The organism is Cohnella sp. WQ 127256, from assembly GCF_024519285.1.
Taxonomy (GTDB): domain Bacteria; phylum Bacillota; class Bacilli; order Paenibacillales; family Paenibacillaceae; genus Cohnella.
On the sequence record NZ_JAMZCY010000010.1, the window covers coordinates 60,531 to 86,854 of the forward strand.

28 protein-coding genes are annotated in these 26,324 nt (G+C 45.6%); 19 read left to right on the forward strand and 9 right to left on the reverse strand.

Annotation, left to right across the window (positions count from 1 at the left end):
- Positions 1-59: 59 nt before the first annotated feature.
- Positions 60-1,289 carry a stage II sporulation protein P gene (gene spoIIP, locus M1K58_RS25165; protein ID WP_256761644.1) on the forward strand — a complete coding sequence of 410 codons (1,230 nt, stop codon included), beginning with the start codon at positions 60-62 and terminating at the stop codon, positions 1,287-1,289.
- A 131-nt stretch (positions 1,290-1,420) separates the two neighbouring features.
- Here spoIIP and M1K58_RS25170 read toward each other — a convergent pair whose 3' ends face one another.
- Positions 1,421-1,729 carry a hypothetical protein gene (locus tag M1K58_RS25170; RefSeq protein ID WP_256761645.1) on the reverse strand — a complete coding sequence of 103 codons (309 nt, stop codon included), beginning with the start codon at positions 1,727-1,729 and terminating at the stop codon, positions 1,421-1,423.
- Between the two features lie 149 nt (positions 1,730-1,878).
- Here M1K58_RS25170 and M1K58_RS25175 point away from each other — a divergent pair, with 149 nt between their 5' ends.
- A complete protein-coding gene (locus M1K58_RS25175; protein WP_256761646.1) occupies positions 1,879-2,436 on the forward strand; it encodes a sigma-70 family RNA polymerase sigma factor in 558 nt (185 codons plus the stop codon).
- Complete coding sequence (locus M1K58_RS25180) at positions 2,423-3,388, forward strand: VCBS repeat-containing protein (protein ID WP_256761647.1); 966 nt, start codon at positions 2,423-2,425, stop codon at positions 3,386-3,388. The genes M1K58_RS25175 and M1K58_RS25180 overlap by 14 nt, the downstream gene beginning before the upstream one ends.
- 234 nt (positions 3,389-3,622) lie before the next feature.
- Here M1K58_RS25180 and M1K58_RS25185 read toward each other — a convergent pair whose 3' ends face one another.
- The gene (locus M1K58_RS25185) at positions 3,623-4,882 is read right to left on the reverse strand and encodes a hypothetical protein (RefSeq protein WP_256761648.1); all 1,260 of its coding nucleotides are present in this window, start codon (positions 4,880-4,882) and stop codon (positions 3,623-3,625) included.
- Entirely contained in the window at positions 4,869-5,414 is a 546-nt protein-coding gene (locus tag M1K58_RS25190; protein ID WP_256761649.1) for an RNA polymerase sigma factor, read from the reverse strand. The genes M1K58_RS25185 and M1K58_RS25190 overlap by 14 nt, the downstream gene beginning before the upstream one ends.
- 237 nt (positions 5,415-5,651) lie before the next feature.
- Between M1K58_RS25190 and M1K58_RS25195 the strand changes: the two genes are divergently transcribed.
- Complete coding sequence (locus M1K58_RS25195; protein ID WP_256761650.1) at positions 5,652-6,611, forward strand: alpha/beta fold hydrolase; 960 nt, start codon at positions 5,652-5,654, stop codon at positions 6,609-6,611.
- Positions 6,612-6,721: 110 nt separating this feature from the next.
- Positions 6,722-7,822 (forward strand): glycoside hydrolase family 88 protein, encoded by a 1,101-nt coding sequence (locus M1K58_RS25200; RefSeq protein ID WP_256761651.1) that lies wholly within the window; start codon positions 6,722-6,724, stop codon positions 7,820-7,822.
- Between the two features lie 148 nt (positions 7,823-7,970).
- Here the strand turns inward: M1K58_RS25200 and M1K58_RS25205 are convergent, their stop codons facing one another.
- Positions 7,971-8,228 carry a hypothetical protein gene (locus tag M1K58_RS25205; protein ID WP_256761652.1) on the reverse strand — a complete coding sequence of 86 codons (258 nt, stop codon included), beginning with the start codon at positions 8,226-8,228 and terminating at the stop codon, positions 7,971-7,973.
- Between the two features lie 319 nt (positions 8,229-8,547).
- Between M1K58_RS25205 and M1K58_RS25210 the strand changes: the two genes are divergently transcribed.
- Both M1K58_RS25210 and M1K58_RS25215 read left to right on the forward strand, forming a co-directional pair.
- Positions 8,548-9,504 (forward strand): metallophosphoesterase family protein, encoded by a 957-nt coding sequence (locus tag M1K58_RS25210; RefSeq protein WP_256761653.1) that lies wholly within the window; start codon positions 8,548-8,550, stop codon positions 9,502-9,504.
- A gap of 97 nt (positions 9,505-9,601) precedes the next feature.
- Complete coding sequence (locus tag M1K58_RS25215) at positions 9,602-10,267, forward strand: hypothetical protein (protein WP_256761654.1); 666 nt, start codon at positions 9,602-9,604, stop codon at positions 10,265-10,267.
- A 73-nt stretch (positions 10,268-10,340) separates the two neighbouring features.
- Here the strand turns inward: M1K58_RS25215 and M1K58_RS25220 are convergent, their stop codons facing one another.
- Positions 10,341-11,042: a metal-dependent hydrolase gene (locus M1K58_RS25220; RefSeq protein ID WP_256761655.1), complete on the reverse strand. Its 702-nt coding sequence runs from the start codon at positions 11,040-11,042 to the stop codon at positions 10,341-10,343.
- Between the two features lie 145 nt (positions 11,043-11,187).
- Here M1K58_RS25220 and M1K58_RS25225 point away from each other — a divergent pair, with 145 nt between their 5' ends.
- The 4 genes from M1K58_RS25225 to M1K58_RS25240 all read left to right on the forward strand — a co-directional run bounded on the left by M1K58_RS25225 (position 11,188) and on the right by M1K58_RS25240 (position 13,893).
- Positions 11,188-11,532, forward strand: a complete 345-nt coding sequence (locus M1K58_RS25225) for a potassium channel family protein (RefSeq protein WP_256761656.1) — start codon at positions 11,188-11,190, stop codon at positions 11,530-11,532.
- A gap of 95 nt (positions 11,533-11,627) precedes the next feature.
- Positions 11,628-12,632, forward strand: coding sequence for an HD-GYP domain-containing protein (locus M1K58_RS25230; protein WP_256761657.1), 1,005 nt, complete (start codon positions 11,628-11,630; stop codon positions 12,630-12,632).
- A gap of 16 nt (positions 12,633-12,648) precedes the next feature.
- Positions 12,649-13,386 carry an AAA family ATPase gene (locus M1K58_RS25235; protein WP_256761658.1) on the forward strand — a complete coding sequence of 246 codons (738 nt, stop codon included), beginning with the start codon at positions 12,649-12,651 and terminating at the stop codon, positions 13,384-13,386.
- Between the two features lie 81 nt (positions 13,387-13,467).
- Positions 13,468-13,893, forward strand: a complete 426-nt coding sequence (locus M1K58_RS25240) for a VOC family protein (RefSeq protein ID WP_256761659.1) — start codon at positions 13,468-13,470, stop codon at positions 13,891-13,893.
- A gap of 63 nt (positions 13,894-13,956) precedes the next feature.
- On the opposite strand, the gene M1K58_RS25245 is transcribed toward M1K58_RS25240, so the two are convergent.
- Both M1K58_RS25245 and M1K58_RS25250 read right to left on the reverse strand, forming a co-directional pair.
- Complete coding sequence (locus M1K58_RS25245; RefSeq protein ID WP_256761660.1) at positions 13,957-14,562, reverse strand: acyl-CoA-like ligand-binding transcription factor; 606 nt, start codon at positions 14,560-14,562, stop codon at positions 13,957-13,959.
- Between the two features lie 64 nt (positions 14,563-14,626).
- Positions 14,627-16,144 (reverse strand): MFS transporter, encoded by a 1,518-nt coding sequence (locus tag M1K58_RS25250; protein ID WP_256761661.1) that lies wholly within the window; start codon positions 16,142-16,144, stop codon positions 14,627-14,629.
- A 192-nt stretch (positions 16,145-16,336) separates the two neighbouring features.
- Here M1K58_RS25250 and M1K58_RS25255 point away from each other — a divergent pair, with 192 nt between their 5' ends.
- Positions 16,337-16,810 (forward strand): heme-degrading domain-containing protein, encoded by a 474-nt coding sequence (locus M1K58_RS25255; protein ID WP_256761662.1) that lies wholly within the window; start codon positions 16,337-16,339, stop codon positions 16,808-16,810.
- Between the two features lie 68 nt (positions 16,811-16,878).
- On the opposite strand, the gene M1K58_RS25260 is transcribed toward M1K58_RS25255, so the two are convergent.
- Positions 16,879-17,256: a hypothetical protein gene (locus M1K58_RS25260; protein ID WP_256761663.1), complete on the reverse strand. Its 378-nt coding sequence runs from the start codon at positions 17,254-17,256 to the stop codon at positions 16,879-16,881.
- Between the two features lie 215 nt (positions 17,257-17,471).
- On the opposite strand from M1K58_RS25260, the gene M1K58_RS25265 reads away from it, so the two are divergent.
- Positions 17,472-18,293 (forward strand): hypothetical protein, encoded by an 822-nt coding sequence (locus tag M1K58_RS25265; RefSeq protein WP_256761664.1) that lies wholly within the window; start codon positions 17,472-17,474, stop codon positions 18,291-18,293.
- A 236-nt stretch (positions 18,294-18,529) separates the two neighbouring features.
- On the opposite strand, the gene M1K58_RS25270 is transcribed toward M1K58_RS25265, so the two are convergent.
- Positions 18,530-19,882, reverse strand: coding sequence for a glycoside hydrolase family 30 protein (locus tag M1K58_RS25270; RefSeq protein ID WP_256761665.1), 1,353 nt, complete (start codon positions 19,880-19,882; stop codon positions 18,530-18,532).
- A 127-nt stretch (positions 19,883-20,009) separates the two neighbouring features.
- On the opposite strand from M1K58_RS25270, the gene M1K58_RS25275 reads away from it, so the two are divergent.
- The 6 genes from M1K58_RS25275 (at position 20,010) to M1K58_RS25300 (ending at position 26,303) form a co-directional block, all read left to right on the forward strand.
- The gene (locus M1K58_RS25275; RefSeq protein ID WP_256761666.1) at positions 20,010-20,825 is read left to right on the forward strand and encodes an AraC family transcriptional regulator; all 816 of its coding nucleotides are present in this window, start codon (positions 20,010-20,012) and stop codon (positions 20,823-20,825) included.
- A gap of 89 nt (positions 20,826-20,914) precedes the next feature.
- Positions 20,915-21,799, forward strand: coding sequence for a TRM11 family SAM-dependent methyltransferase (locus tag M1K58_RS25280; protein WP_256761835.1), 885 nt, complete (start codon positions 20,915-20,917; stop codon positions 21,797-21,799).
- Between the two features lie 81 nt (positions 21,800-21,880).
- Positions 21,881-23,284 (forward strand): threonine synthase, encoded by a 1,404-nt coding sequence (gene thrC, locus M1K58_RS25285; RefSeq protein ID WP_256761667.1) that lies wholly within the window; start codon positions 21,881-21,883, stop codon positions 23,282-23,284.
- A 29-nt stretch (positions 23,285-23,313) separates the two neighbouring features.
- Positions 23,314-24,204 carry an ROK family protein gene (locus M1K58_RS25290; RefSeq protein ID WP_256761668.1) on the forward strand — a complete coding sequence of 297 codons (891 nt, stop codon included), beginning with the start codon at positions 23,314-23,316 and terminating at the stop codon, positions 24,202-24,204.
- Positions 24,205-24,458: 254 nt separating this feature from the next.
- A complete protein-coding gene (locus tag M1K58_RS25295) occupies positions 24,459-24,974 on the forward strand; it encodes a hypothetical protein (protein ID WP_256761669.1) in 516 nt (171 codons plus the stop codon).
- Between the two features lie 228 nt (positions 24,975-25,202).
- Positions 25,203-26,303 (forward strand): cation diffusion facilitator family transporter, encoded by a 1,101-nt coding sequence (locus tag M1K58_RS25300; RefSeq protein WP_256761670.1) that lies wholly within the window; start codon positions 25,203-25,205, stop codon positions 26,301-26,303.
- Positions 26,304-26,324 lie beyond the last annotated feature (21 nt).

Below are 26,324 nucleotides of genomic sequence, written 5' to 3' on the forward strand. Positions count from 1 at the left end.
CCCTCAAACCATGTCGAATCTTGTTAAGAAATACGATTTGACATGGGAGAGAGACTGCATTGTTCCTACGTAAAACATTAGTGAGCGGAACCGCTCTCGCTTTGCTTCTATGTGTTGGATTCGATCTTGCATATGGGGCTACGACAACGAAACCACCAATAACCAATACCAATGTTAGCTTAGATAATAAACAGAACGATCCGATAGATCAGATCGATTCGAGCGATCCAAAGGATCTGATAGAACAGAAAGCGCAAAATCTAGTAGGAGCGGTTGTAAATATCGTAGACACGACGAATTTGCGAAGCGGTCCGGGGATAGATCATGAAGTTGTGGGCAAAGCCAAGCCAGGCGACTCATTTCCAGTCGTAGGTGCGGAGGGAGATTGGTATAACATACCTTTGCCGAGTGGCGAAACTGCGTATGTCGCCAGTTGGGTTGTAAACCTGGATATTCCTATTCAGTTTGCTCATATCGTTGAGAACACTAATTTGCGAATCGGTCCAGGGACGGATTATGAGATTGTCGCCAAGGCTAAGCTGGGCGATTCGTTTCAGATCGTGGGTACGGAAGGGGAATGGTACCAAGTATTGCTCCCAAGTGGGGATAACGCATACGTCGCCAGCTGGATCGTAAAAACCAACTCCACTGAACAACAATCGCAAAATAAAGTGTACATCTATCAGACTCACAATAGAGAATCATGGAAAAACGTTGCAAGCAATACGAAAGGCTCATCCTTCGACGATCCTATTAAGAACATTAGTTTGGTAGGTAAGCGCTTGGGAGAGGCTCTACAGAAGAGAGGAATCCCAACCTTAGTAGGACAAGACGATTTTGCTGATAAGCTCAAGGTGCAAAATTTGAACTATTCTCTCTCCTATTCAGAGTCTCGTAAAGCCGTCAACAAGGCGAAGGCAGCCCATCCTTCTTTGACTTATTTTTTCGATATTCATCGTGACGCTAACGTTCCTCGTAAGGATACGACGGTTAAGATAAAAGGTAAAGATTATGCACGTATTCTGTTCGTTATCGGAACCGCTCATCCTAATTATGCGGAAAACAAAAAATTAGCGACAGCGTTGAGTGAACGTCTAAACAAGAAATATCCCGGATTGTCTCGCGGGGTGCTTACCAAAAGCAAAGGGAATGGGGAGTACAATCAATCTATCTCGCCAGGCAGCCTATTATTGGAAATCGGGAGCGTGAACAATACACTAGAGGAGAGCTTGCTTTCGGCAGAAGCGTTCTCAGATATTTTTACTGAGTATTACGGTTCCCTAAAATGAAGTGTAGTCGTATATAGAACTGCTCACTAAAGGGGCTGATGTAGAAGGTCTATTCAGACTTTCTGCGTCAGCCTCATCAAATTTGTGCGGTTATTTCGAATGATTCGCGCCCGATCTTGCTATACGCCGGCTTATGAGCTGGACAAATGGTTACTGCTTAAGTTCCATGTTGTAAGGGGAATAAAGGCACTTTTTTGGCCTTCGTCCTCGCCAAACTCAACTTCCCGGACTGCCAAGGCACTTTTTTGGCCTTCGTCCCCGCCAAACTCAACTTCTCGGACTGCCAAGGCACTTTTTTGGCCTTCGTCCCAGCCAAACTCAACTTCCCGGACTTCCAAGGCACTTTTTTGGCCTTCGTCCCCGTCAAACTCAATTTCTCGGACTTCCAAGGCACTTTTTTGGCCTTCGTCCTCGCCAAACTCAACTTCCCGGACTGCCAAGGCACTTTTTTCAAACTGTCCATCTTACGGGTCACAGTTCAACCAGTTCAACCAGTTCAACCAACTCAGGGGACAGCTTCTTTTTTTGATTATCTTTTAAATGTAACCCTAATCTCATTCAAACGTCTAATTCATGAGGGGGAAGCAGGATGGATTTGGAATATATGAAGTACATGTCGAGCGGTTATGACAAAAACAAAATATTACATCTTTTAATGGTGCAGTACGGACAAGACGTATGGAATTTTGCTTTTTCATTAACACGCCAACGAAACCTTGCAGATGACATCAGACAAGACGTATTCGTGAAAGTATTCGATAAACTTGATACGTTCCGCGCACAATCCTCTGTGAAAACTTGGTTGTTTTCGATCACCCGAAACCTTGCAGTTGATTATCGAAGATCAGCTTTCATACGTAAGGTGACGCTTGTGGATTATATACGGGATAGAGGAAGCAGACATTCGGCTGAGAATGAGTACTTCGAGAAACGAGATCTAAATGAAGCTTGGAAGGCCGTTTTGAGTTTGCCTATTAAGCTTCGGGAAGTGATTACACTTTTTGCGCATCATCAGTTATCCATAGCAGAGATAGCTGTTACGCTACAGATTTCTGAATCGGCAGTAAAGGTGAGGCTGCATAGAGCTAGAAAACAGGTGAATGAAAAGTATAAAGGAAGAGAGGATGCATTCTATGGAGAAAAGTAAGAGTCAGTGGGAAATTGAGCTACAAACCCCTCCACTTTTAAGTGAGAGCTCGAACATAGAATGGATGGCACTTGTAGAGAAACGCCTAGGGAAGCGAAGGAGTATTTATAAGCGGTATACCATGTGGGCTGGAAGCCTGGCTGTGATCGTAATGGCATTAATTATTATCATAGTTAATGAAGAGCACTTAAGAAGCTTGATACCCACTTGGGTTACTTCTCAGAATACTTCACAAACACATGTGGTAGAGGGCATAACGATTGAACAAGAGGCTGAGATTAAAATAAGCAAGAAAGCAGCTCTATTAGGCTCCGCGGGGGAGGCTACAATCGCGCTTATCAATTTACCTCTGATACCAGAGCAGGATTATACCGGTTATTTAGGAATCTGGGATGCTAACGGAAAGCTGCTCCAGAAGTTTGTTGTCGAAGGGTATAACATTATGAATCCCGTTCAAATCCATGTGGAGGACATTACGGGAGACGGGCACCCTGACATTGTATTAGAGACGGATGAGCATGCAAATGGCGGTTTAGGTGTTCATGTTCTTCATCTATATGTGAAAGACAATGATCAGTATGTTGAAGCGCCTTTACCAGATGAAGTGAATTCAAACTATATTGTAGCCTTTCGTTCAGCTAGCAATGATTTTAGGATGACCTCGGTTCAAGATAAGCGACAATGGACGATACAATTGACCACAGACCATTTGAAACAATTAGCTCCGAATTTATTAACCCAGACGAGTCCTGTCAATGTGGATCCCATTTCATCAATTGCTATTCAGAACAATATCTTAACAACGAAGAGATTAATCTGGTTTGGAAATTTACAGCTGAATTCTCTTGCTATACTAGAGACGAGTTATCGATTTGAAGAAAATAAGTGGACTATACAAAGCTATAGCTTAGAAAATATCGATAAGAGCTCGATAGTAACTGAGGTTAAGTAGACAGTTGGGGTATTCTCAGTTCAAATTTAAGTTCAAACAATAACGAAAAGCCGAGCGGGCTTCAGATATCCGTTTCTGATGCTGCTCGGCTTCTTTTGCTATTGATTCTTAAGCCGCTGCCAGCGGTTTAGGGCCTGCTCTTTCAAGATTATCGGTCAATTAGACCGCTGCCAGCGGTTTAATGTGGACTTTGGCGATGGGGCAAACATGGTTCTTAAGCGGATGTGCTGGAAATTAAGGGATTTGCTCTTTGCTTTCCAGCACTAGCTGATTTTTCGCAAGATCAGGAACGTAGACATACCGGGTAGCACCATCCATACCAGCTCCTCGGCCACCTTCAACAACAAGTTTTCCATCGATGACTTGAGGTAGATTTACAGGTGATGTCGTCCAATAGGGTGAGATGACCTCATCATTGAGGAAAGTAAGGCTCGACACCTCACCGGACTCTTTGTTGATCCCATAAGCATAGAATTCCAAGGCATGGCAGTCCGTATAGCGCGGAATGAGCAAATACAACTCGATCTCTGTTAAATTCAGCTTCATAAGCGGGATGAATGTGCTCGCAGGTTGGATCATCTCCAACTGCTTGAACTCTTGTATCAGGGTTTCATTACCAGAATTATCATTGAAATAAAGCTCATAGTCACCCGTGAATTGAATATCTGTCTCCTGACCAAGGCAGCTTGGTGCACCTAAAGGCTCGATTGTTTCATTTCCGTCCTTAAGAGGGCGCAACTGCAGAATCCCCTTAGAGGTCACGCTACTCGCTCGAATCCCTTCGTTAGGCGTAGCTAATGAAGGGTCGATCTGCGGAACGTCAGAGGCAGGTGGATCTGTGGGTGGGGCTTCTTCGACTCCGGGTCCGATTTGAAGGGTATCGATGTCGCCTTCAATGTTCATCGATTTGAAAATGGCGCGTTCCACTCTCCTGTCTTTCCAATAGATGACCAACTGCGATTCGATATTTCGATTGCGGATTCCAGTGAGATCAAACGCGCCCTCTTGATCCTTCGTTCCGTCAGCTTGAGTCACTCCATAACCTTCATGAACCCCAAAGTCGAAACGCCATATATCGACGGAGCTCCAAGTCGACATGTCGTTCGGATCCTCCTTATGATCTTGGGAGAAATCTCTACGAGTAGACTGTGCTTGATAGTTATTGCCGAAAGCTTGTTTAACCTCATCTTCTGACATCAGGGCTTGCAGGTGATCTATCACATATTCGGACATAGTGGGTTCGTTGGCATTAACATTCGCCGGAGGTGAAGAGACGAGGGACTGGTCCGGCGAAGGAATTAGAATGAATACAAGAGTTAGGAAAACCAACGTCACAACTGCCACTGCCCATGGATTCAGACGTCTTTTACGATTATTCGACTTTCCCAGACTCGTCCGAGCTTCCACCTCCTGCTGCATTTCGGAATCGAAAATCGGTTTATCGAATGGCCCCTTCTTCAGTCGCGTATACCACTCCGGTTTATGATTGTTCATGGCGCTCCACCTCCTCCAGGTACGACTTCATTTTAGAGCGTGCTCTATGCAACCGGGACTTTACGGTACCTATGGATATTCGCAGCAGTAATGCGATCTCCGCCTGAGGCATTTCATAATGAGCATCGAGGATGAGAACCTCTCGGTATTTTGGTGGAAGCTTCATGACTAACAACCAAATGGAGTCCGCATAAGTACGTTCCATGTAATGCTCCTCTGCGGATGGAGCGCTTGGAGCGGGGTAGAGGAAGTCGAGTAGTGTTACCTTGCGGATAAATGCAGATTTCTTATGGTTGATGGCTGTGTTTCTCGTAATGGAGAAAAGCCAGGTTCGCACAGAGGATTGACCTCGGAAGGAGGAAATATGCATAAATGCCTGCAAAAACACCTCCTGTACGATATCGTCAGAAGTGTGGTGGTTTTTGGTCAATAAGAAGGCATAATTCCATACATCCTGCCCATGATCTCGCATCAATTCGTTCAGTGAAGCGGATTGTATGCTAGTTACGTATTTCAGATAATCGTACGCCATCCTGTTCACCTCGATAGATTAGACAACACAGCTTGTAAAAGGTTCCTTATCTGCTCAGCTAATTGAAAAAACCGACGATACGAAGATGCAAGAGTAAAAGTGATAAGTACAATGCACTCCTCGTATACTTTTCTATTTTAATCCAATTTGTAGCTTCATCAAGCGCTTTCATTATGATACGATGTGGATACGCAATTTCTAAATTCACATACTCAATGTTGAAAGGGATGTTTATGAATGCCGTTAGTTGATATGCCACTTGAGCAGCTTAAAGAGTATCAGGGAATAAATCCGCGTCCGGCAGATTTCGATGCCTACTGGGACCGGGCGATTGCTGAGCTACGTGCGGTAGATCCGCAAGTGGAGCTTGTTCCGAGTCTATTTCAGACACCGCAAGCGGAATGCTTTGATCTCTATTTTACGGGAGTTCGCGGTGCGCGTATTCATGCAAAATACGTTCGTCCGAAAAATATAGCCGAGCCGCATCCCGCAGTCGTATTGTTTCATGGGTATTCGGGAAATGCAGGCGACTGGAATGATAAACTGGCATACGCTTCACTTGGTTTCTCCGTATTGGCTATGGATTGCCGCGGTCAAGGTGGCTTGTCAGAGGATGTAGGTGGGGTGAAAGGAAATACGTACCAGGGCCACATTATTCGTGGTCTCGACGACCATCCCGATAACCTATTATTCAGGCATATTTATTTGGATACAGCACAGCTTGCGGGTATCGCGCTGGGATTACCCGAAGTAGATCCTGAACGCGTCTATGCTGCTGGAGGTTCGCAGGGCGGTGGATTAACGATTGCATGTGCGGCACTTGAGCCGAGGGTGAAGAAACTGGCACCTTTGTTTCCGTTCTTGTGCGACTATAAACGGACTTGGGAGATGGATCTGGATAAGGATGCCTATCAGGAGCTGCGGACGTACTTCCGCCACTTCGATCCGTTGCATGAGCGAGAGGATGAGATTTTTACTAAGCTAGGCTATATTGATCTCCAACATCTAGCAAGTCGGATTCGTGGGGAAGTACTGATGTTTGTTGGTCTTATGGATACAGTATGCCCTCCTTCCACACAATTCGCTGCTTACAATAAGATGACCGCAACTAAGCAAGTAGTTATTTACCCGGATTTCGGTCATGAGCATCTTCCGGGGTCAGGCGACCGCACTATTCAGTTTTTCTTGGAGTCTTGATTTAACACTGGCCTAATAGGGATATCTCGTAGTGTACGCCACTCCAGATTTCGCAATCAGCATTTAAAGCGTATAGAGGCATTTGGCCATTTCGGAGAGGAGAATCTCGAATGGATAAGAGCAAATTGGAGGGAGCGGCGCTCCGAGTCTATCGATTTATAATGCACGGGGAGCAGGCACAGTGGGGAAACCATGAGTGGACAGACTGGGCGATGAATATCAATCGTTGGGATTGGAATTCGGGAGTGGGAATCATCGCAGCCGCGGAGTACGGAACAGTGTTGGGAGAAGAGTGGGCGATCCAAGAAGCAGAAGATTGGGTAAAACGGAACATGTGGCAGTCGGACTCCGTTAAAGTTATCAATTCGATGGCTCCCTATGCCATCTTCCCGTTATTGCTTGAGAAGAAGGCAAACCCGAGCTATGTGGCAAAGGTTGAAGAAATCGCAAATTGGATGATGGATCAGTCTCCCCGAACGAGGAACGGTGCTTTCGAGCACACCGTCACTGAGAAGGCATCATTTCGCGAACAGATCTGGGCGGATACCATCTTCATGGCCGTACTGTTCTTGGCTCGCGCAGCCATAATGCTCTCGAATCGGCGAATGGCGGACGAGGCTTTGCAGCAAGTTCTTCTGCACTTGCGTACACTACAGGATGATGAGACGGGATTGCTCTATCACGGCTGGAACTGTGAAACGGAAGATTGGATGTCCGCTGCGCGTTGGAACCGGGCCAATGCATGGAACGCTTGCGGCGTTCCAATGATTCTGGAAGCCTTGGCAGGCGGCGAAATCGACAATGGCGAAGAGTCCTTGGTAAAGAGCGAGATCAAGATGAGGTACGTCAAATTAATGGAAGGTCTCATGCTGAAACAAAATGTGAGCGGGCTATGGCCTACTGTGTTGGATCAACCTGACTATTACGAGGAAACTTCGGGGTCTGCTGGCATTGCTTACGGATTGTTCAAGGGGGTCCGAATGGGACTGATACCTGATTCGAGTAGAGCTATGGCATGCGCCGATAGGGCTCTAGATGCGATCGTATCCAAGATTGATGACAACGGATCCGTCGATGGCGTCTCCGGAGGGACTCCGGTGCTCGATAGCGTTGCGGCGTATAATGAAGTCCCGATCTTCCCGACTTTGTATGGGCAAGGCTTAACATTGCTCTTGCTTACGGAAGCTCTAGATTTGAGAAAGACTTGCTAATGAGTACATAAGCTCCTCTGTAAGTGGTGGGCTTCATATCCCATCCAAGAGTGATCATTTGAACGAGTGTGGAAGAGGCAACGGACCATTTCGCCGTGGTTGCAGCTTTCATCATCACTCGTTTTTTCTTTTTTCATTTTCTAGTGTGCTATTCGCTTTTATCGTCGTGTTTCTGTGAGTTCCTATGATCCGAATATCTTTTGATCGCAACAAATAGATTAAGAACCCCTGATAGCATTGCGCCAATAATTACAGATAGCTGAATAGGAGTCGGTCCTGCCTTCGTACCCTCCCCCACTGGCCCTGTTTTCGGCTGATTCATATCCCAGAGTCCATATAATAAACCGATTATCGGGATGAGTATTCCCGCAATACTTACAAGGATATAAAGTACATACCTATTCAACCTGTTCACCTCCTAATTATTGATATACAAACATTGTAACATTTGGTAATTGATTTTGGAGAGGCGAGTGAGTTTCTTCGTTTTCCTTCGTAAATATGAAGTGTAATGAATGCGCCCACTATTCGACAATCTTATTAGCATGTTATCCACAATATCCACAGAAGAGGTTGTGGATAACATCTGAACAACTTCTAAACAGTTAGATTGCTCATATCCCCTTATTCGAGATCGCAACTATTCATTAATATATTATATTGAATATGTGTGTGTTCATGTGATATTGTGTTGGGAAAATAGGGTGAGAGAAGGATGGATAAGGATGTCAAAGGAGCTTCGCTTTAGCAAAGAGGGTACGTTTACCATTGTTCAGTTCACGGATATTCACTGGAAGGACGGATCGGAGTTAGACTTGCAATCCAGAGCTCTCATGGAGCTTACGCTGGATACAGAGCAACCAGATTTTGTCATGTTTACCGGAGATGTCATTTATACGGGCGAGCATTCGGACGGGGCAGCTTTTTGCGATGATCCTATTCGTGCTTTTGGGGAAGCCGTTGCAGCAGTCGAGGAACGTAGCATCCCATGGGGAGTTGTATTCGGCAATCACGATACCGAGGTTGATATCACAAGGAATGAATTGATGAACGAAGTGCTAAAGCACTCCTATACATTAGCCCAACCTGGACCTAAACACATTAAAGGCGTGGGTAACTATGTGCTTCCTGTCCTGGGATCAAGCAATGAACAAGCGGCCGCCTTACTCTATTGCCTTGACTCCGGAGATTATTCGGGGAACCCTCTCGTTTCCGGATATGACTGGATTCAGCCGGATCAGATTCAATGGTACATAGAGCAATCCCGTTATTGGAAAGACCAGGCTGAGGGAAAAACCTTACCAGCGCTCGCTTTCTTTCATATTCCGTTACATGAATACCAAACCGTGTGGGATCGAGAAGTTTGCTATGGAAATAAATACGAGAATGTTTGTACGTCGCAAATACAATCGGGTTTCTTCTCGGCGATGTTGGGGCAGGGAGATGTGATGGCAACATTTTGTGGCCACGATCATATCAACGATTACTGGGGAGAACTGTACGGGATTCGTCTACATTACGGACGGGCAACGGGGTTTAGTACTTATGGCAAAGAGGGCTTTTCACGAGGTGCGCGAGTTATCCGTTTGACGGAGGGCAAGCGTGATCTGGAGTCGTGGCTTCGCCTTGATGACGGTTCTGTTGTTATGATGCAGCCTGAACATCAACCGGAGCTTGGCTAATCAGCCTGATCATATGTATGTGCAATTTCATGCAACATTTGAGAAAATTTTCCGTTTATAAGACAGATGACACACATCTCTTATTAACGGGGGACATATGAAGAAGCTACTTTTAGTGATGTTGATTATACTGGCGATAACGGGTTGTAATCAGGAGGGAAGCTCTGGTAATGCCACCGATTCTCCTTCTCCCACACCCGTACCCGTCGCATCAGTCAAACCAGAGGATCCCCCGTCGCCACCTGCGGAAGGATTGGAAGCGATTAATGAAAAGCTTAGTGAACATATGCAGGAATTAGGTAGGCAGCAATCTATTGCCGTTCAATCCCTGTATTCTACCGATGAAGCGGTTAAGATGGAAGTCCGCAGCTTCGGTGATGTCGAGCAAATCTTGTCTGAAACGGATATTGAAGCCTTTAAACAAAGCTTATTTGAACTAGTCGGTGAACCGTTCCCGATAGATATTTCCATCCGGAAATGCTGTGACGGGAAAGCTGGAGTTATCGGAAAGATTACTGAAGTGAACACAGAAAGAAACCGGATTCTTGTTGTCAATGAGCTAGAGAAGAACGGTAACACAGACGACCCGGTTGCCTATTGGGTAAGTCTAACGGACGACGGAAAGGTGTTTGTTGAAGGAGAAGAAACTACGGACATTTTCGATTCCGCACTCGTAGGTAAGGACGCGCAAGTGTGGACGACCGGAATGATCGATCAATCTTATCCAGGTCAAGTGGCTGCTTTAAAAGTAGTCGCGGAATAATAGAGGAGCCTCCAATCCGTAATGAAGCGGGTGGAGGCTCTATCTTTGTCACTTGTCGAAGACGGGGGTTAACTTACATATCACCTGCGGTAATCTCAAGCTTCTCACCTGGAGCGAGAACTCGGCCTTGTTGACCTTGACCTTCTATACGCTTAACGAAAGCTTCGGCGTCCTGTCGAATCGGTGTGAATGTGTCGTAGTGGACGGGAATGACTAGCTTAGCACCGAACCACTCGGCTGCTTGTAAGGCATCGTCTGGACCCATCGTATAATGATCGCCAATTGGCAGGAAGGCGATGTCGATCGGATGGCGGTCGCCGATCATTTTCATATCTGAGAAGAGTGCAGTATCCCCAGCATGTAGCAGCGTTAATCCTTCAACTTGAATGATATACCCTGCAGGCATTCCGCCATAGATGATTTGGCCTTCTTCAAGAAAGATGCCCGAGCTATGGAAGGCTTGAATCATTTTCGCTTTGGCGAATCCCAGATCAACTGTACCCCCGATGTTCATGTCGATTGTTTTGAGGTTTTTCCAGGACATGTAATTCGCAAGCTCGAAGGTGGCCACGATGGTGGCATCGTTCGCACGGGCGATTGGTTCGGCGTCGAGGATGTGGTCTGTGTGTGCATGGGTGAGCAATATGTAGTCTGTGCGGATGTCTTCTGGCTCCGTAACTGCGATCGGATTGCCTCTCAGAAATGGATCGATGAGCAGCGATTTCCCATTCGTAATGAGTTGGACGCATGAGTGGCCATGATAAATAATTTCCATAATGCATTCCTCCTTTTTCTTCTATTGTAACCGAATTACGAATTAACCGATCAATCCCCAAGAACCGAGGAGCTCGTCGAGTATACTTTTCCAGAGACAAGGGAACGTTGAAAAGCATATTCGATATTGGACAGGAGAATTTGCGATGGTCTCGTTCCTGATTACGCTAATGCGTTTATTGAAAGGATTACGAAGAGCTTTTAAAGAAAAGGACTTCCAAGTGCTGTTCATCCTCATTCTCTTGATGTTAGTTTCGGGCACGATTTTTTATACGAAGGAAGAAGGACTTGATCTACTTGATGCGCTTTATTTTTGCGTTACGACACTAAGCACGGTGGGATCGTCTCATTTCGAACCCCAAACGACACTCGGTAAAATATTTACGATGGTATATATCCTAGTAGGAACGGGTCTGTTCTTAGGATTAGTCTTCCATATCGCTCTTGCCGTTATGAATCGACCAGAGGGTGACAATAAGACTAAGAAGTAATCCTTATATTACTTATCTACAACGTTAAATATTAAGTATGTAAAGAAAAATATGGTAGAATAGGAGAATAGAACTACGGCAACAGGGGGATGGAAATGGACAACTTGATTGGAAAAAAATTAAAAAGCGATGTTATAAATACATATGGTGTGACGATTATCCCTGCCCACACGGTTATTAACTCTGATTCCATCAGGCTATTACTTAGTCATAAGATAGATATCAACTCCCTATTCCTCACTGCTGAGGTGGAAATAAATGATCCATATCCGTTAGTCCAGCAAGTCGTTGCGAAGTCTAAGCTTCTGTTTGAATCTATTATCGAGTCTCGTAAAGTTCCGTTATTGGAAATTCGTAATGAGGTTATACCTAGCATTCAGGATATATCGAATAATGAGAATCTGTTTGAGTTGTTTGAAGCGATAAAAGCAAAGGATGATTACACCTATCAACACAACATAGGTGTTGGAGTGTTGTCGACGCTTATTGGTCGTTGGATGAATCTGAGTGAATCAGAGCTTTCCATCCTATCCTTAGGGGCTGTCTTACATGATATTGGAAAAGTTAAGATTCCCAAGGAGATCCTTAATAAGCCAGGAAAGCTGACCAAAGAAGAGTTCGACTTGATGAAGAAGCATACGATCTTTGGTTATGAAATGCTCAAAGAAACGACAGGTCTGAATCAACGCATTGCTTTTATAGCATTACAGCATCATGAGCGTGATGATGGTAAAGGTTATCCACTTGGTCTTGTTAAAGGCAAGATTGACATGCTGAGCTCTATCGTAGCCGTTGCGGATATCTTTCATGCGATGTCTTCCAAACGCCCCTATCATGACCCGATCCCATTTTATGAAATTGTTAATCAAATGCGACAAGAAAAGTTTGGTCAGTTGAATCCGCATATCGTTTCGATATTTCTAGAAAACATCATGAAGCGATTAATTGGTGAACGGGTAATGCTAACGGATGGGCAAATGGGGGAAGTTGTATATCTCAATCCTCACAGCGTTGAGAAGCCGTTAATAATGATCGATGAAACGTTCTATGACTTGAGTAAGGAAAAGGATTTGCAGATCCAATCGATTGTTGTCTTGTAAAATTGGGGTGGATACATTGTTTTTGCGTAGTGTTGAGATTCTAAGTAAAGCAGAGCGTAACCCTAACTCTTATCCGTTCACTATTCCTGCAATTAAGCATCTAGATATCCTTGAATTCAAGAGGAATGTTACGTTCTTTGTTGGAGAAAATGGTTCCGGAAAGTCCACCATTCTGGAGGCGATTGCTTATCAGTGCGGGTTTAACACAGCAGGTGGTGGTAAGAACAACATCTATGAGGTGGATGCATCTCGTTCGATACTAGGTGACCATGTCCGATTATCATGGATGCCGAAGATTACTAATGGCTTCTTTCTTAGGGCGGAAACCTTTTACCATTTTGCATCGCATCTGGACAGCTTGCCTGAGAGCTTGCCTTATTATGGGGGACGATCCTTACACGAACAATCGCATGGGGAGGCTTTTTTGTCGCTTTTCAAGCATCGGTTTGGGAAAAAGGCGATTTACTTACTCGACGAGCCGGAGGCGGCTTTATCCCCTGCAAGGCAATTGGCATTAATGCGTGTGATCAAGGATTTGGATCAGGAAGCGCAGTTCATCATTGCAACCCATTCTCCGATACTCCTCGGATATCCCGATGCACAGATTCTAAACTTCGATGTTCAACCCGTTGGTGAAATTCGGTATGAGGACACGCTACATTACATAATAACAAGGCGTTTCCTCGAAAATAGAAAGTCAGTATTAAGGGAGTTATTTTCCGATTCAGATGCTCCTAACAACGAAGACGATTGAATAATCGGGCAGGAATATTGGAATGATAGAATAGATTGGAAAGATGATGATAAATCTATTATTTATTTAGGGAGTGGGCAAATGTCTGTAAATGTGTATTTGAACTTTAAGGGTAACTGTCGTGAAGTGGTACAGTTTTACGCACGGGTTTTTGGAACTGCCGAGCCGAAGATCATGACCTTTGGTGACACTCCAGCCCACCCAGATTATCCACTTCCGGATGAAGCGAAAAATTTAGTCATGCACACGCGACTTATGATTAATGGAAGCAATGTCATGTTTTCCGATACTTTTCCTGATATGCCTTTTGTTGTTGGGAACAATGTCAGCCTTGCCTTCGTCAGCAAGAGTGTGGATGAAATCAAATCCGCATTTAATCAATTGAAGGAAGGCGGGACAGTAGGCATGGAGCTTCAAGAAACCTATTGGAGCAAGTGTTATGGCAGCCTAACGGATAAGTTTGGAACCGAATGGTTATTCAACTTCGACAACGGTGAAGAGTGGTAAACAACTAAACCGGTTAGCAATAACAAAAGAGGTGATGCAGGAGCCCCCTGTATCACCTCTTTGTTATTGAAAGCCCTCTTCGATATGAGCTAGAGCAGCCTCAATTACATCGATATAATCCGCATCGGAGTGCAGCACACAATAAGTGTGCGCTCCTAAGATGGCTCCCACTATCGAACCGGAAAAAGCGAGAACAGCGAGGTTTCCACTATCCTGTCCGGTCCTTTCCGCGATCAGATCTGCAATCATGACTAGCGTTTCAGAGTTCTGGCTCATACTCGCTGCACGAAGCTCAGGAATCGACATGATGAGTTCCATTCTTTCTCGAATCTCTTGTCTAGCTTCTTGCGGGATAAGAGCTGAGCCTTCTCTAACTGCTTGCCGAAAAGCTCGGATGGGACTGAGCTCTTTTGGCTGTTTGCGGAACAATTCCACCAACATCGGATCGAAGTCATCTTCTGTGACGAGCGATTCCTTCGTTGGGAAATAACGAAAGAGAGTACTCGGTGAAACCTCAGACGCCTCGGCAATTTGCTCAACTGTCGTTTCTTGATACCCTTTTTGCTGGAACAATCTAATCGCGTTCTTCTGGATCGTTGATCGGGTTTTAATCTTTTTCCGTTCGCGAAGCCCGATTTTGGGTTGATCGTCTAGTTCGTCTATCAACACGTCAGTGCCTCCCGCTACACAGTTATTAACCATAGTGTACCGTTTTTGTGGGCACCGGGCAATGTTACAGTCCGATTTCCTTCACTTGATCGGGGGTCGAGGCGACAAGACCTCGCGGCAGAAAAATGAGTGTAAGGACGACACCGATGAGCGCGATTCCGCCACAAATCCAGAGCATCGTATCCATACCGGAGACGAAAGCATATCGAACGGACTGTAGTAACGGTTCAGAGCCTAACTGCTTTGCAATGGCAGTGCCAGCTGTCACACTTAGCTGTACAGATTCGGCAGCTAAATCTGGAACGCCTGTCAGATCAATGTTTGACCGATAGGTTGCATTTAATGCAGCACCGAGCAAGGCTACGCCGAATGAGCCGCCAACTAGACGGCATGCCATAATGAGAGCTGAGCCTACGCCACTTCGTTCAGCAGATAGCTCGCCTAGTGCTGCGTCCATTGCTGTCGGTAACGCCATACCGAGCCCGAGACCGCTAATTGTAATCCAAGTGGCTGCAAAGCCGTAGCTGCTGTCCATATGCGTAGCTGCTCCTATAGCTAAGCTAATAGCAAGCAGTGCAAATCCTAGAGCGGCAATCCACTTCGTGCCCATCTTAGGAAGTAAGCTTTGCGCTGCTTTAGCCCCGATGATCAGCCCACCTATTAACGGGAGTAGTCGAAGTCCGGTCTGAAGGGAGTCTGCGCTTTGAACTGCTTGAAAATATTGAGGCATAGCGAACATTAAGCCGAATATGGCGAAGGTTACGATCGTTGCAAGTATAGTTCCCCATGTGAATCTCGCTGAGCGGAACAACGATAGATCGATCAGCGGATAGGTGATTCGCCTTTGCCAGGCAGTAAACACGATTAATAAGAGCAATCCAACGACCATTGAAGAAATCGCCATGGGTTCCGACCAACTGTGTTCGCCTGTACGAATGACTCCATAGGTAATGCCTGTTAGACCTAGGCTGGAAGTGATTACACCGAAGACGTCTAGGCGTTGTCGATTTTCACTTCTAGATTCCGGTAGCAGGAATCCGACGGCGATAAGGGCAATCGCGACGAGTGGAATGTTAATAAGAAATACGGATCCCCATGAATAATGCTTCAGGAGCCAACCGCCGAGAATGGGGCCTAGTGGGATGCCGAACATATTCGCCATTGCCCATAACATCATAGCCTTAGTACGCTCCGCTCCGTGAAATAACACGGGAAGGATAGACATAGACAGCGGCATAATAAACGCGGCTCCTAACCCAAGAAAGCAACGCATTACAATGAGCATGGTTGTAGAATCGGATAATGCACAACCGCCGGAAGCTAAACCGAATAGGACAAGTGAGGCGAGTAGATACTTTTTCCGACCGTAGCTGTCCCCAAGCATTCCTGCTGGAAGTAGAACAGCGGCAAGAATGAGGTTATACGAGGCGACTATCCATTGCAGCGAGCTAGTTGAAGCATTGAGATCCGATGCAAGCGTCGGCAAAGCGACATTGAGAATCGTCATATCCAATGAAATCGCTAGAATACCGAAGGTTAATGCACCGAGCACCCACCATTTGCGTGAATCATTCGTAATCATCGTGATCATCCACCTTTTCCGGTTGTTTCCCAACCACATAATGACAGTGTATTAAATTTGAATGTAACTGTCAAATTAAATTAACTGTCATAAATTTGAGTGGATTAACTACACAAAATAACATATGTATCCATAAAATCACGAAAAAGCTATAATGGGAAAAGTTGTGAAATCCGAAAAGGAAGTGTTCATTTGGAAGATTACGCGCCATTATTAGAGCAGTTGCTTCAACAGGAAAGAGATTTGCAGTTTGATATTTTTACAAATCAGACGGCCCTTCAGTTAGGGAATGCGATATTGGAAAGAGCGATGAAAGAGGAGAAATTAATCGTTGTTGATATTAGAAGGAATGGACAATTGCTATTTCATGCGAAGTTAGAGGGAACTGGACTTAATAATGATCGATGGATTCAGCGTAAAATCAATGTCGCTAATCATTTCGGACATAGCTCTTATTATATGCACGTTTTGTATAAGTCATGGAACACCACGATCCAAGAAAATGCGTTCGTAGATCCGATGGAATATGCAGCAGAAGGTGGGTCATTCCCTATCTTTATTAAGAATGTTGGCCCTATCGGGACGATATCTGTGTCGGGTTTGCCTGGCGAAGAAGATCACGCATTGGTCGTCACAGTCTTAAGAGAATTCTTGAATTCGGTCTGATTTAAAAAGGCGAGTAAAGCGTAGATGTTCAGTCTACGCTTTACTCGCCTTTAGGTTGGTGCTAGTGGTTAAATACTTATTTGGGCGAACTGTCTGTTCCGTAACAGGAGCAATTGCTGATCGATAGCTGATTGGTTCAAGTGGAGGTCATTCAGGTAAGCATGAAGGGTTGTCTGCAAATGATGCACGATATTTCGTTGGATATCCGGAATGCTATCCTCCCTACAAAAAGCCGAACAGGAGAGAAAGCCTTCTGCATAGTGCTTAATATCATCTGAAATGACATTAACCTTTTCCTTATAAATCCTTTTTACAGCACCGGCCTGTGGTTTTATTTCGTAGTAACGATTTGTCTCGATGAGCAGCTTCCATGGACTAACATGGAAAATAAATGTGCTATTCTTCAATTCACCCGTCACCTTGAACAGATCCATGCCGTTGCTCATACGTAAATATCCCCTCTTTCATCGTTGACATGTTAAAATTTATGATATAGAAATAATAGCATAAAATGAGGATCTACTCCTCCTAATATATTGTGAACTTTGTGCCACATAATCTGTAGCTCCTGTCGTTTTCACATATTGGATGATAGGCCGGACGTCCCGGTGGACTTGTTTGATATAATAAAATAGAGATTGTTGTTTAGGAGTCTGATAAGATGAACGGCTTAGAGGCCATATTAACCAAGAAAAATAGAACTAAGCTTTGGATAAGTGGAGTTATCATCTTTATATTAGCGGTGTTAATTATTCTCGTCGTTTATTGGATTCGAAGCGATAATGGAAATTCTAAAGACCAAGAATTAAATATGCCGCACGATTATGTTTATAGCACAGTGGTGGCCTCTAATCGTATGGAGCTACATTATTTGCGCACACGACCCTCTAATATCAGGTTGGAGTCCATACATAACAATGTCACTGTGGCACCCTTTTACGGAATAAACGGTGGTTTTTTCTACGAAAATGCATTGCTTAGTATTGCCGTTATGAACGATGAGCCCGTTAACGACACTAAAGGTCAATATGGAGCCGGAGAGGCTAATGCCAAATATGCCAGAGGCACACTCGTATGGGATGGGAGTTTAGATCAGCTTAATGTGCAGGTCGTGCGTCAAGCCTCTGAGCTTGCGGTAACGGATCGCTCGCGATTCTGGGCGCAGGGAGGCATTAGCATGAGCCTCGATCGAGAGGAGCAATGGGTAGATCAAATCACAGCCGAGAGTGCTCCACTTCCGATTGCCTACTGTCTTCGGTCAGCGGCAGTATATGACTTGGACGGTAACTTATATTTGATTGTTAGCACGACGAAGGGTACTTTGGCAGAGTTCCGTGAAGCGATAGTGGAGACTGTCGGAGATGGCCAGCTTGTGAATGGAATCTTTCTCGATGGTGACGGCTCATCTCAGCTCCGAAGCAGGGAAGCGAAGCTAACCGGCGATGGTCGGCTTGTTGTTCAAATGTTAAGTCTTATAAAGTGAACATTTAAGCTTAATGCGAACCCAATCTACCCTAACGATAGGGTTCCATATGATGTTTAGGGATGGGAATAAGAACTGCCCACCATAGCGGCGTTGTGTGCCGGTATATGATGGGCAGAGTCTATTTCGTAGGTTGAAGATGGATGGATCCTACATTGCCTTGAGCAATTTCTCGGCTTTGGAACGTATCTCGGGTGTTGTCCATTGCTTCTGGCTCATGGAGTGAACTTCTCCTCTCATAGACTTGGGAACAATAGGGTTTGAATGGAATTTGCCGGACTAACTGACTCGGCGAGTTCATCACGATTCCGAAGGGTATAAGGAAGATCCTCATCTGTGCGGTTTAGAACGACGACCACAATTGTTCCATCCACGTTCTTAAACGCGATCGTTTCCAGCTTATCTGTATATTTAGAGCTAGCGATTCGAACTGCACCGGGACGGATATATTTGCTGAAATGACCAATGTAGTAATAGGAGCTTTGGAAAGTCAGAGTGTCCGACTGCGTGTCAGCGATGATCGGTGCATCACAATAATTACCGACGTGGTTCGGACCTCCTTGCTCATCTAGTACGATATTCCAATCCGTCCAGCCGGACATCCAGTTGTTCAAGTTTCCAATAATATCGTGTGCGTAACGCTCGCCACTTTTCCAGGATCCAAGCTGAACTCCACCTTCATGGCAGCCTTCAGTAAATACAAGCTGCTTGTCCGGGAAACGGTCGTGTACAGCAGATAATGCTTCGAAATGATCACCGGAATACCAATGAAAGCCAATTCCCCAAATGTATTTCGAAGCATCAACATCCGTAAACGCGACTTTCGCGCGGTCATAGACGCGTTCTTTGTTATGATCCCACACCATAAGACGGACGTGGGAGAGGTCAGCGGATTCTAGCGCAGGTCCCAGATGATCGCGCACGAAGTCACGTTCTTCTTCAGCAGTGTAAATGCAAGAATCCCATATTTGTACGGCTTTTGCTTCGTTCTGAACGGTTAATCCCCAGATCGCTAAGCCTTCAGCCGCATACGCTTGAATGAACTTAATGTAATAGCGTGCCCATACTTCTTGGTATTCGGGTTTCAGCTTGCCACCGTTATTCATTTCTCCGTTCGTCTTCATCCACGCGGGTGGGCTCCAGGGCGATGCATACAAGAGGAAGTTGTCCCCGGCAGTAGAAGCCGCTTGCTTGATATAAGGAATGAGGGCTTGCTTATCCCGGCTTATATCGAAGTTGGATAGGGAAGGATCCTCTTCCTCGACATAAGCATAGTTTCCGACGGAAAAGTCGCAGCTATTGATGTGCGTGCGACAAAGCGTATAGCCGATACCTTCCTCAGCGTCAAAATAAGCTTTAATGATTTTGTCACGGTTCTCTTGTCCTAGCTTAGCGGCGGTCACGGCAGATGATTCCGTAATGGCGCCTCCGAAACCGATAATTTCCTGGTAAGTCAAATCGTCATAAATGTTAATTAGCTGATTCTCTACACCCTGTTCATCCCTGTGAAACGATATTGTGGCTTTCTCTGTCAACCTATCTTGCGAATTTTTCTCAGTCTGAATCATTCTGATTGTCCGTTGGCTCATAAAAGTTAACCTCCATAATCATTTATGTGATAATTATAGGAGGAATGAGGATTGTTTTTGTAGAAACAATATGATTGTAAACCTATACGATCTGGCTATTATGTTTAATGGAATAGAAGGTGATGGAATGGCGTCTAGTGAGATTAACGTGCAATTATGCGGGTATTCCAAGCATTTGGAGCCATTCAAGCAAGATTACGGTAATGGGCTCGACACCTATGTTATCCGATTGCAGATGGAAGGAATTAGTACGGCATTGATTGATGGGGAGAGGTCGGATATTTTGCCGGGCGATCTGCTATTGTTCAAGCCGGGCGATATCTATGAGCTAACAATCGGAACTCCGGGACAGCCCATGAAGCCGAATGGAGATTATTTTGTCTTATGTACTGGACCAGGAGTGGATGAGTGGTGGGCATCTAAGGAAAGACCTAAGCGTAAGAGAATCGCCGAAGACGAGCGGATCAAGGGGATATGGCAGCAATTGATTTTTGAAAAACGAAGATTAGATGGCGGACATCAAGAGTTGATTACACTGCTTACATGCTCACTTTTACTATTGCTCGAACGTGCCCTTGAAGAGGCTCCGCCTACACAGTCCGCATCTGCCTTTCATGCTCTGAAGATGAGGAACTATATCGAAGAGAACGCCGCCCAAGCATTGAGGCTACAAAATATTGCAGGTCATGCAGGTCTAAGTGTTTCTCGAGCCGTGCATCTATTCAAGGAGCACTTCGGGGTTTCCGCGATGCTGTATGTCCAGCAATTAAGGCTCTCTCACTCGCTAGAGTTACTTGACTACAGCTTTATGTCCTTGGAGCAGATCGCTGCAGAGACAGGACTAGGAAGCTATACTTATTTTCACCGGGTATTCCGCGACACCTATGGCATTTCCCCCGGTCAATATAGGAAGCAACGGATGCTTAAGCAGAATCAGGGGTAACTAATAGAGTACGATCAATAAAGGATGGATTCTGATTGAACGACTATATATACGCAATCGCTACTAATGATGAGGAACACTCCTTGTGTATGCTGGAGATGCGGTCACTATTTGGGATTGACTGTAGATTTAATATGCTGCGGAGCCCAGTTGAGGTTGAACCTAGTCGAAGCCCCTTCATTAAGATGAGAATAAAAGTCATGTTCGAAGGAACGACTTTGCTTGAAATAACGGAGCAGGTAGGCGGCATAGAGCTTAATGAGGCAACATTCAAGGTAATGGCAATAGACAATGATGACCCTGAGGAAAATGGCAAGTTCGAGTATGAAGAAAAACGCCTGATGGAACGAGAAGTGGGACTACGATTTCGTGGACGAGCGGAGATGCGTAAGCCTGATCGGGAATACGGCTTCACTCGAGTAGGCGGTCGTTGGTGCTTTGGCGAATTGGTTAAAGGTGAGGCAATATGGCTAAAGAATAATGAGAAGCCTCGAAAATACTCCACAGCGCTTAGTACTCGTGTCGCTAGGGCAATCGTTAATATCGCCGTTCCAAACATCGTTGGGGTGCAGGCTATCGATCCGTGCTGCGGCATCGGAACTGTACTGGTAGAGGCTGCGTCGATGGGGATCGATATTGCAGGACGAGAGATCAACCCCTTGGCCGCTGTTGGAGCACGAGAGAACTTAGCGTTCTTCGGGTACAGCTCGGTAAAGGTAACGCTGGGGGATATGCGTGAAATTACGGAGAAATATGATGTAGCGATTATCGATATGCCCTACAATCTTTGTTCTGTTCTATCTTCGGATGAGAAGCTAGAGATGCTGCAGAGCGCGTGTAGGTTTGCGACCAAGATAGTCGTCATTACAATAGAAACAATGGACTCAATTATTGAGCAATCCGGCTTCGAGATTAAGGATCGATGCACAGTGAGCAAAGGAAAATTTGTTCGAAACATTCTCGTCTGCAATTAGGACATACGTAGCTGTTGAAATTATGGGCACTTTCGTCCACAATGGATGAAGAATAATATATAAAGAGGAGAGAACTTGACGATGAAATTCATAAGCACGAGAGGGAAAGTAGCACCTATCGGCTTTATCGATATGTTCCTGATGGGTCTTGGAGAAGACGGCGGTCTTATTGTACCGGAGACGATTCCAACGATAACTGCAGCGCAATTGAAGGAATGGTCCAAGCTTTCCTATCAGGACCTCATGTTTGAGGTGTTCTCACTTTATACGAATAACGAGATTCCAGAGCAGGATCTACGGAAGCTTATTCAGGATAGCTATGCTACCTTTAATAGTCCGGATGTATTACCAATGACATCATTGAATGATTCCTTACACGTGCTTGAGCTCTTCCATGGACCCACGTTTGCGTTCAAGGATGTTGCTTTGCAATTCATGGGCAATTTGTATGCTTATGTAGCGAAGAAGCAGAACAAGGTCATTAATATTTTAGGCGCGACTTCCGGGGATACAGGAGCATCTGCCATTAGCAGTGTTCGCGGTAAGGAAGGGATACAGATTTGTATTCTTCACCCTAACGGAAAAGTGAGTCGTGTACAAGAGCTACAGATGACAACTGTGCGCGACGACAATGTGCTGAACCTCTCGGTCAATGGGAATTTCGACGATTGTCAGCAGATCATTAAAGAGCTTTTCGCCGACGTTCCGTTTAAGACGAAATATCACCTTCGTGCAATTAACTCCATTAACTTTGTGCGCATATTGGCGCAATCGGTATATTACTTCTATGCTTATTTACAATTGCCGGAGAAGGTAAGAGCAGACGGCGTCAACTTTAGCATCCCAACTGGGAACTTCGGCAATATTTTCTCAGGCTACTTAGCTAAGCAAATGGGCGTACCGATTAAGCAGCTCGTCTTGGCGACGAACGAGAACAATATCCTTGAGCGGTTTATCCGCGAGGGTGTCTATAAGCCGGAAGGATTCCATAGCACGCACAGCCCGTCCATGGACATTCAGATCGCGAGTAACTTCGAGCGTTACTTGTACTATTTCAACGGAGAAAATGCAGAAGCGACAGCATCTCGCATGGAGCAGTTTAAATCCGATGGGCAGCTTATTTTCTCTGCTGAGGAAGTAGCGCGTATTCAGAACGATATGACCGCTTATAGCGTTGGAAACTCCGAATGCTTAGATACGATCAAGACGTATCAGGATCGTTACAATTATTTGCTAGACCCCCATTCCGCATGCGGAATTGCAGCATATGAAGGCGCAGGAAATAAAAACGATGGAGCGTTCGTGTCGCTCGCGACTGCGCATCCAGCGAAATTTGATGAGGCAATTCGTTTGATTGGCATCGAACAGAAATTCCCTGAGCAGATTCAGGAGCTGTTCGATAAACCGCAACAGCAGGTCGTTGTCGATAATGCCAAAGAGGAAATCGTGACTCAACTAGAGCAATTTTATAAAGTTAATCAATAGATCGCAGACAGTAGTAAGGAGGAATTACGGTGTTAATAGGTGCAGTTGAAGCAGGCGGTACGAAATTTGTATGTGGAATCGGGAACGAGAAGGGTGAGGTTCTCGAACGGATTAGCTTTCCAACGGAGCAGCCGGAGAAGACTTTGGCACAGGTCATCGACTATTTCCGGGACAAGCAGGTGGAAGCGATCGGGATTGGTTCGTTTGGTCCGATCAATATTGACCGGACGCATCCGCAATATGGAAGTGTTACAACGACACCAAAGCCAGGTTGGGCGAATTACCCTGTACTTCCTGAGCTGAAGAAGGTATTTAATGTACCGTTCGGCTGGGATACGGACGTTAATGCGGCAGCTTTAGGTGAAGCGACATGGGGCGCGGCTAAAGGCATGGACAGCTGTCTATACTATACTTTCGGTACAGGAGTAGGTGTTGGAGTATTTGCTGAAGGCAATATGGTACATGGCCTCGTACATCCGGAAGGTGGTCATGTGCTAACTCGGCGTCATCCAGCGGATACCTATGAGGGGAAATGCCCGTATCACGGGGATTGCTTGGAAGGAATGGCAGCCGGACCCGCTATCGAAGCTAGGTGGAAGGTGAAGGGCAGTGAGCTGCCGGTGGATCACCAAGCGTGGGAAATGCAAGCTTTCTATATTGGACAAGCGTTAGCAAGCGCAATTCTACTTCTATCGCCGAAGAAGATCATTCTTGGTGGGGGTGTCATGCATCAAATGCAGCTATTCCCACTCATCCGTGAGCAGGTTCGGAACAACCTGAAGGGATACGTGGTCTCTTCTGCGCTAGAAGCGGGGGGCATCGATGATTACATTGTACCTCCAGGCCTCGGGGATAACGCAGGCTTAAGTGGCTCGATTGCTCTTGGATTAAGGGCATACAAGGAAGCGGCGCAAGCCTAATAGGATTGTGGAAGATCGAAGGGGCTGACCCAAAAGTGATCAACTTTTGGGTCAGCCTCTTTGTATTCCTTTCTAAAGTAAAGACAATGAAATCGGAATGGTTAACCCCAAAGGCTATCGGGGGTGAGCTATTCCTGTTTGTGGCGTGGAAATGTGTGAGATAGCGGAACGCGGATGTTACTACTCAGGTACCCCCTAACATGATTGCAACTCTCACTTGCAAAAAACTGCCTTGGCAGAGCGAGAATTTGAGTTTGGCAGGTGCGAAGGCCAAAAAACTGCCTTGGCAGAGCGAGAATTTGAGTTTGGCAGGTGCGAAGGCCAAAAAACTGCCTTGGCAGAGCGAGAATTTGAGTTTGGCGGGTGCGAAGGCCAAAAAACTGCCTTGGCAGAGCGAGAATTTGAGTTTGACAGGTGCGAAGGCCAAAAAACTGCCTTGGCAGAGCGAGAATTTGAGTTTGGCATGTGCGAAGGCCAAAAAACTGCCTTGGCAGAGCGAGAATTTGAGTTTGGCATGTGCGAAGGCCAAAAAACTGCCTTGGCAGAGCGAGAATTTGAGTTTGGCGGGTGCGAAGGCCAAAAAACTGCCTTGGCAGAGCGAAAATTTGAGTTTGGCAGGTGCGAAGGCCAAAAAACTGCCTTGGCAGAGCGAGAATTTGAGTTTGGCGGGTGCGAAGGCCAAAAAACTGCCTTGGCAGAGCGAGAATTTGAGTTTGGCGGGTGCGAAGGCCAAAAAACTGCCTTCGTTTTCCCTACAACAGGGAATATAAGTAGTAACAACGTGGATCCGCTATTCCTGTTTGTGGCGCGGAAAAGTGTGAAATAGTGTAACGAGGATCCGCTAACTTTAGCGTCGCTGACATAAACGTTGAACGTACTAAAAGGACGGTGCTAGCGGTTTATACTTGGTACTTCTGTGGAATGGTATTGACAATAACAAGGAAATCTAATATTTTAATATATGAGCACATATTCATATGTTGGGATGAGGGAATCATATGAGAAACATTCAATTACATCATAACGACCACAGCAACCATGATCACAATCACAGCAACCACGACCACAATCACGATAACCACAGCAACCATGATCACAATCACAGCAACCACGATCACAATCACAATAACCACAGCAACCACGACCACAATCACAATAACCACAGCGACCACAGTCACAGTCACAGCCACAGCCACGGATTTGGGGGTCACCACCACCAAGATGGGGGGCGGGAGGGGAATAAACGAGGCTTAACGATCGCACTTCTCATTACTGCGGGCATTATGGTATTGGAGTTTGTCGGTGGCTTAATGACCAAGAGTTTAGCCTTGCTTTCCGATTCTGGACACATGCTAAGCGATGTGAGCGCGCTGGCATTGAGTCTTCTGGCCATTTGGTTTGCCGCCAAAGCGGCGACCCCCAACAGAACATACGGCTTCTATCGCTTCGAGGTGCTAGCAGCTTTATTTAACGGAGTAACACTATTCGCGATAGCCGGATTCATCCTGTGGGAAGCTTATCAGCGGTTTAATTCTCCGCCTGAGGTTTCTAGCCTGTCGATGATCCTGATTGCTTCTGTCGGACTTATCGCTAATCTACTGAGTGCACTAGCCTTAGTTAGACAAGGTGATGTTAAGAATAACCTTAATCTCAAAAGTGCATATCTACATGTACTAGGTGATGCTCTCGGCTCTGTCGGCGCTGTTGTTGCAGGTATTATCATGCTTCTTACGGATTGGTATGTTGTGGATCCGATCATTAGTGTACTGGTGTCCTTGTTGATCTTAAGAAGTGCATGGGGGGTCATTAAGAGTACGCTTCATATTCTGATGGAGGGCACTCCGACAACGATTAATCAGGAGAAAGTCAAAGTCGCATTGGCCGAAATCGAAGGTGTCATTGATGTTCATGATCTTCATATTTGGACGATTACATCGGGTATAGATTCATTGAGCTGCCATTTGTTAATCGAAGATGAAGCGGACAACCAAGCAATTCTTCAGCAGGCTATCAAGAGGCTAGAGGAGCGTTTCAAAATCCAACATGCGACGATCCAAATCGAAACTTCTGCCGTTCTGCATCCGGAGTTAAAGGTGTAGAGGAGTCACGTAGAATAGGTT

Bases quoted from the DNA above. Each gene is read 5' to 3' on its own strand.
- M1K58_RS25175 (WP_256761646.1), top strand. From the start codon at position 1,879: ATGGATTTGGAATATATGAAGTACATGTCGAGCGGTTATGACAAAAAC.
- M1K58_RS25180 (WP_256761647.1), top strand. From the start codon at position 2,423: ATGGAGAAAAGTAAGAGTCAGTGGGAAATTGAGCTACAAACCCCTCCA.
- M1K58_RS25185 (WP_256761648.1), bottom strand. From the start codon at position 4,882: ATGAACAATCATAAACCGGAGTGGTATACGCGACTGAAGAAGGGGCCA.
- M1K58_RS25190 (WP_256761649.1), bottom strand. From the start codon at position 5,414: ATGGCGTACGATTATCTGAAATACGTAACTAGCATACAATCCGCTTCA.
- M1K58_RS25195 (WP_256761650.1), top strand. From the start codon at position 5,652: ATGCCGTTAGTTGATATGCCACTTGAGCAGCTTAAAGAGTATCAGGGA.
- M1K58_RS25200 (WP_256761651.1), top strand. From the start codon at position 6,722: ATGGATAAGAGCAAATTGGAGGGAGCGGCGCTCCGAGTCTATCGATTT.
- M1K58_RS25210 (WP_256761653.1), top strand. From the start codon at position 8,548: ATGTCAAAGGAGCTTCGCTTTAGCAAAGAGGGTACGTTTACCATTGTT.
- M1K58_RS25215 (WP_256761654.1), top strand. From the start codon at position 9,602: ATGAAGAAGCTACTTTTAGTGATGTTGATTATACTGGCGATAACGGGT.
- M1K58_RS25220 (WP_256761655.1), bottom strand. From the start codon at position 11,042: ATGGAAATTATTTATCATGGCCACTCATGCGTCCAACTCATTACGAAT.
- M1K58_RS25225 (WP_256761656.1), top strand. From the start codon at position 11,188: ATGGTCTCGTTCCTGATTACGCTAATGCGTTTATTGAAAGGATTACGA.
- M1K58_RS25230 (WP_256761657.1), top strand. From the start codon at position 11,628: ATGGACAACTTGATTGGAAAAAAATTAAAAAGCGATGTTATAAATACA.
- M1K58_RS25240 (WP_256761659.1), top strand. From the start codon at position 13,468: ATGTCTGTAAATGTGTATTTGAACTTTAAGGGTAACTGTCGTGAAGTG.
- M1K58_RS25250 (WP_256761661.1), bottom strand. From the start codon at position 16,144: ATGATTACGAATGATTCACGCAAATGGTGGGTGCTCGGTGCATTAACC.
- M1K58_RS25260 (WP_256761663.1), bottom strand. From the start codon at position 17,256: ATGAGCAACGGCATGGATCTGTTCAAGGTGACGGGTGAATTGAAGAAT.
- M1K58_RS25265 (WP_256761664.1), top strand. From the start codon at position 17,472: ATGAACGGCTTAGAGGCCATATTAACCAAGAAAAATAGAACTAAGCTT.
- M1K58_RS25270 (WP_256761665.1), bottom strand. From the start codon at position 19,882: ATGAGCCAACGGACAATCAGAATGATTCAGACTGAGAAAAATTCGCAA.
- M1K58_RS25275 (WP_256761666.1), top strand. From the start codon at position 20,010: ATGGCGTCTAGTGAGATTAACGTGCAATTATGCGGGTATTCCAAGCAT.
- M1K58_RS25280 (WP_256761835.1), top strand. From the start codon at position 20,915: ATGCTGGAGATGCGGTCACTATTTGGGATTGACTGTAGATTTAATATG.
- thrC (WP_256761667.1), top strand. From the start codon at position 21,881: ATGAAATTCATAAGCACGAGAGGGAAAGTAGCACCTATCGGCTTTATC.
- M1K58_RS25300 (WP_256761670.1), top strand. From the start codon at position 25,203: ATGAGAAACATTCAATTACATCATAACGACCACAGCAACCATGATCAC.